Source organism: Roseateles flavus, assembly GCF_039872765.1.
GTDB classification, from domain to species: Bacteria; Pseudomonadota; Gammaproteobacteria; order Burkholderiales; family Burkholderiaceae_C; genus Roseateles_B; species Roseateles_B flavus.
Genome location: NZ_JBDPZC010000036.1, coordinates 1 through 3,193, shown reverse-complemented (window position 1 = coordinate 3,193; position 3,193 = coordinate 1). Strand labels below are relative to the sequence as shown.

The 3,193-nt window shown below is 65.1% G+C and carries 4 protein-coding genes; all 4 read right to left on the bottom strand.

Annotation, left to right across the window (positions count from 1 at the left end; translation table 11 throughout):
• Positions 1–377: 377 nt before the first annotated feature.
• From ABDJ40_RS24575 to ABDJ40_RS24560, 4 genes are read right to left on the bottom strand one after another with little or no spacing between them, the layout of a single operon-like run.
• Positions 378–731 (bottom strand): hypothetical protein, encoded by a 354-nt coding sequence (locus tag ABDJ40_RS24575; RefSeq protein WP_347613731.1) that lies wholly within the window; start codon positions 729–731, stop codon positions 378–380.
• 37 nt (positions 732–768) lie between these two features.
• The gene (gene tnpC / locus ABDJ40_RS24570) at positions 769–2,352 is read right to left on the bottom strand and encodes an IS66 family transposase (protein ID WP_347613729.1); all 1,584 of its coding nucleotides are present in this window, start codon (positions 2,350–2,352) and stop codon (positions 769–771) included.
• A 55-nt stretch (positions 2,353–2,407) separates the two neighbouring features.
• A complete protein-coding gene (gene tnpB / locus ABDJ40_RS24565) occupies positions 2,408–2,743 on the bottom strand; it encodes an IS66 family insertion sequence element accessory protein TnpB (RefSeq protein ID WP_347613728.1) in 336 nt (111 codons plus the stop codon).
• Entirely contained in the window at positions 2,740–3,105 is a 366-nt protein-coding gene (locus tag ABDJ40_RS24560; protein WP_347613726.1) for a transposase, read from the bottom strand. The genes tnpB and ABDJ40_RS24560 overlap by 4 nt, the downstream gene beginning before the upstream one ends.
• Positions 3,106–3,193: the final 88 nt, after the last annotated feature.

Here is a 3,193-nt window from a genome sequence, read left to right as displayed (position 1 = left end):
GTAAGCGGCCAGCCAAGTCATGTTGACTTTGTGTGCCGACGTCGCAGGCCAGCTACGTGAGTTCGACGATCTGGCCCACTCCAAGCTTTGGCAAATCGTTGGCCGACGACAGAACGAAAGAGAACTGCGAGAGGTCAGGCTTGCCGTCCGGCATGATGGATCGAGGCTAGGACACGTAGCGCTTGATCGGAACGCCACCAAGCATTGGCGATTCCGATAGGCTGAACTCGCCAGCTCCAAGCTGCCGCGCGAACAGCGTCACCGGGCGTTGCTTCTCGAAGATGTGCGTGATTTCGAATTTCATCGGTGCGAGAGTACGGGCAGAAGTCTTGGGATGCCGCGTCAAGCAAGTAGTCGAGTCCAGCCTGGAGTCAGCCTCAGACGATTCGCGGAACGCCAGGCTTGCGATCCTCGTGCGCCTCGCCTAGCAAGATCAGCCCCAATGTCATTCGGATTGCGTTCGCCATCGCTGTGACGCGCGCCGGCTCCTTCGCGTATGAAGCCTCGTTCTCCAGTGTATTGGCCGCCATGTCGAGCATGAGAAGTGTTCTGCGCGGCAGAAGCTCTCGCCCCTTCAGCATCGCAGTCAGCTTCTTGCTCAACAGCTCGACTTGCTCGTATGCGGCCGTCCGCACTTCCTTTGCTTCTTGCACGCCATTCACGATGTCGGCCAAGTGGCGCTTGAGCTCATCCGTCAGTTGCAAGAGAGCATGGTCTTGTTCTTGGGTCATGTCGCAAGGCATCCGGTCGTCATGGGACGGCATCTTGTCATGGCGACTCGTACCGCTTCCAGCGATGCGGCAGGAGTTCACCCAAATCGCTGTTCCTGTGCGTCGGCAGCCGGGTCAGCACGTCGCGCAAGTAGGCATACGGGTCGTGCCCGTTGAGCTTGGCCGTCTGAATGAGGCTCATGATGACCGCGGCTCGCTGCCCCGCGAGCAACGTCCCGGCGAAGAGCCAGTTCTTGCGCCCGGTAGCCCAGGGCCTGATCTGCTGTTCGTCGAAATTGTTGTCGATGGGCAAGGCGGGATCGACGAGGTAGCGGGTGAGCGCCGCCCAGCGATGCAAGCTGTAGTCCATGGCCCTCGCAGTCGCCGAGCCATCCGGCACCTTCGGCCGGAACTCCAACAACCACTTGTGCAGGGCCTCCGCGACCGGTGCCGCGCGCGTTCGTCGCTCTCTCAACCTCTCCTCGGCTGGCCCGTCCTTCACTTCCCGCTCGATGCCGTAGAGCTGCCCGATGAGCTCGATGGCGGTGGCCGCCAGCGTGCTCTTGTTGGCCAGGTGCAGTTCCACGAACTTGCGGCGCGCGTGGGCCATGCAGCCCACCTCGGTGATGCCGCCGTCGAGGAACAGCGCCTTGTAGCCCGAGTAGTCGTCACACACCAGGCTGCCCTTCCAGGCGCTCCCAGTGCCGTGACCGAGGAAGGTCCGCGGATGCTGACCCGAGCGGCTCTCGGTGAAGTCGTAGACCACGGCGCGCATCGTCTCGAAAGCGCCGCTGGCGTAGGCCCAGAGATAGGCGCGATGGGTCTTGCCGGTGCCGGGCGCCAGCATGGCGACCGGCGTCTCGTCGGCGTGCAGCACTGGCAGGCGCAGCAGGTCGGTCTTCATGGCGTCTACCAACGGCTGCAGGCGCACTCCGCACACACCCAGCCAGGCAGCCAGCGTCGAACGCGGGATGGCCAGGCCGGCGCGCTCGAAAATGACCTCCTGGCGGTAGAGCGGTAGGTGGTCCGAATGCTTGGCGACCAGCACATGGGCGAGCAAGCCCGACGTGGGCAAGCCCTTGTCGATGATCTCCGCCGGCACCGGCGCCTGGGTCAACGTACGGCACTTCGCGCAGGCCCACTTGCCGCGCACATGGCGCTCCACCGTGAAGCTGCCGGGCGTGTAGTCCAGCTTCTCGCTGACGTCCTCGCCAATGCGTGTCATCTGGCAGCCGCAGGGGCACGTCGTATCGCTGGGTTCGTGGTGCCGCTCCACGCGCGGCAGATGTGGCGGCAGCGCAGCGCGCTTGGGACGTTCGGGCGCGGGCTCGGTGTCCTTGCGCTTGGCCGCCATCAGCTCTGCGAGCTGTGCTTCCAGGGCGGCGAGGTCAGCATCGACCGCCTCGTCGAAGAGCGCCTTCTGCTCGGCGTCGAGCTGCTCGCTCTTCTTGCCGAACTTCACCCGGCGCAGCTGCGCCATCTCGAAAGTGAGCTTCTCGATCCTGGCGTCGCGCCACTCAATCTCGTGACGGTCGTGCGCCTGGCGGTCCAAGAGCGCTCGCACCTTGGCGCCGATGTGCCCGAGCCCCGCGGCTTCCAGCGAGGCGATGTCTTCGGCACTGAGGGGCGCTGCGACTGCCATGACGGCAGTGTGGAGCGCCAGCGGGCCACGCGCATCGGCGCGAGCACCGATTGCGTCACAGCAACCGGATCACGCCGTCGTCTTCCACGCGCTGCCACGGCAGGCCAAGCACCAGGGCCTGCAGCTGAGGCTGGGTCAGCGGCATCTGCTCCAACGTGACATCGCGAGGCCACACGAAGCGGCCTTGGTGCAGGCGCCGCGCTGCCAGCCACACGCCGATGCCGTCATGCACGAGCACCTTCATGCGCGTGGCGCGCCGGTTGGCGAACAGGTAGGCGTGGTGAGGCTTGGCGCCGCCGAAGACCTGAACGACGCGGGCCAGGGCGGTCTCAGTGCCGGCGCGCATGTCCAGCGGCGTCGTCGCGAGCCACACGGCGTCGATGCGGATCAACGCAGCAGCTCGCGCATCCAGCCCGCGCACGCATCAGCAGCGCTTGCTGGCCACGTCACTGCGATGACGGTCGAGCCGCGGCGGACTTCAATGCGGATGGGCTCTGCACTCGGCACGGACGGCGCGGGTGGTGCCGGCATCGGTAGCTCGATGAAGCCAACAGGCTTCTCGCTGACGGTCACTGCGTCGATAGGAGGCTGAGCCCTCTCATGGACCCAGCGCCGCAGCAGGTTGGCGTTGATGCCATTAGCCATCGCCACCGCGGCCATCGAGACGCCTGGCTGCTGCGAGGCTTGCACTGCCTGCGCCTTGAACTCGGCGCTGTGAACTCGCCGCCGACGGCCTGGCGTTGCTTGGTCCATAGTGCGTACGTACCCATCAAGTCGTTGATGGATACGAGCATCCTAGGCATGCCCAAGAGGATCAACCTGACTTCCCAGGACGCTTACG